Here is a 1,745-nt window from a genome sequence, read left to right on the forward strand (position 1 = left end):
GAGGCTGTGAAAGTATCCCTTCTTTAAGGTTAAAATCACGGCTTGCTATTCAAAAGGAGCTTTCCAGTGCCTGCCCGCCGCTACAAAACCGGCCAAAGCCGTCTGCAAGAGAGCTTGTTGCCGCCACGCCTGGATGATTATGTCGATCAGGGCAATCACGTGCGAGCCATCGATGCCTACGTCGACAGCCTCGATCTGGCACATCTGGGCTTTCTGCATGCCGCCGGCAGTGCGACCCAGGCCGGGCAGCCGGCCTACGACCCGGCGGATTTGCTCAAACTCTACATGTACGGCTACACCAACAAGGTGCGCAGCAGCCGGTGCCTCGAGCGCGAGACCCAACGCAATCTCGAAGTGATCTGGTTGCTTGGGGGGCTGGCGCCGTCCTACAAGACCATCGCCGACTTCCGCAAACACAACGCCCAGGCCCTGGTGCGGGTGAACCGGGAGTTCACGCTGCTGTGTCGAGAACTGGCGTTATTCGGCGGCCACACCGTGGGGATCGACGGTAGCTTTTTCCGGGCCAACGCCAGCAAAAGCAGCATCCACACCCAAGACAAGCTCAAAAAGCAGGTCGCCTCGCTGGAACAGGACATCGAGGCGTGGCATACGGAACTGGATCAAAACGACCGGCAAGACAGTCGCCCCGACACACCGGCCACCACCGAGGATCCGTCGCTGACCACCAAGCTGGAGGCGATGCAGGAGAAATTGGCCGCCAAGCAAGAGCAGCTTCAAACCCTGGAAGCCAGCGGCGACAAGCAGATATCGACAACCGACCCCGATGCGCGCCAACTGACTAAGCGCGGTCAATCCGTCAGTGGCTACAACGTCCAGATCGCCGTGGACGATGAGCACAAGCTGATCGCCGCCAGCGAGGTCACCAATGAGGGGAACGACAGTCACCAGTTGGCCCCCATGGCCGAGCGGGCCAAAGAGGCTCTGGATGTGGAGAGTCTGACCGCTCTGAGCGATGCGGGTTACTACGAAAGCGATCAACTCAAGCAGTGCGAAGATAACGGCGTCACCGCCTACGTCGCCATCCCGAACACCGCAAAACGCTTCGACCAAAACGGCCGCTTCTCCCGCCAGGCCTTCACCTACGATGCTGAGCGCGACGTCTACCTGTGCCCCCGGGGGCAGCTTCTATCAAGGACGGGCGGACAGGCCCTGATCAACCAGAAGCACTACCACCGTTACCGAAGTTCAGCGCGTACTTGCGCCGAATGCCCCCTGCGAGAGCAGTGTCTGTCTGATAAAGGCACCTTCCGGGAGATCTACCGCTGGGAGCATGAGGAGGTATTGGATCGACACCGCCAGCGCATGGAGGCGGACCCAGAGGATCGGATGCGCCAGCGCAGTGCGCTGGCCGAACACCCCTTTGGTACTTTGAAGTGTCGCTCCGGCTGGACTCACTTCCTGGTGCGTAGCTTTAAAAAGGTGCGGGGAGAATGGAACCTGATGGCGTTGTGTTACAACTTCAGCCGCGTGATCAGCATCCTTGGAATGGATGGCCTGATGGAGCGTCTTGATCCCAAAGCCGCATTACAGGGGAGATAGGCTCGGCGGCCGGCAACTCGAGAGATGGGCGCGGTGAGAGGAGACACCACCGCCCCAGGTCGCTCGACGAAAGAATCCGCATTAGTAGGTCGAAATACCAATTGCGGGTGCCGGAGGGCATTCTAACCAGCATGAACGAGCCTAAAACCAATGTGATGCCGGCAAAAAAATACTCTCACAGCCTC

At 59.3% G+C, this 1,745-nt stretch carries 1 protein-coding gene; it reads left to right on the plus strand.

All coding sequences use genetic code 11. From position 1 onward, the window contains the following. Positions 1–66: 66 nt before the first annotated feature. Positions 67–1,560 carry an IS1182 family transposase gene (locus IE111_RS24335; protein WP_189613867.1) on the plus strand — a complete coding sequence of 498 codons (1,494 nt, stop codon included), beginning with the start codon at positions 67–69 and terminating at the stop codon, positions 1,558–1,560. The last annotated feature ends 185 nt before the right edge of the window (positions 1,561–1,745 follow it).

Source organism: Saccharospirillum salsuginis, assembly GCF_014651855.1.
Classification (GTDB): domain Bacteria; phylum Pseudomonadota; class Gammaproteobacteria; order Pseudomonadales; family Natronospirillaceae; genus Saccharospirillum; species Saccharospirillum salsuginis.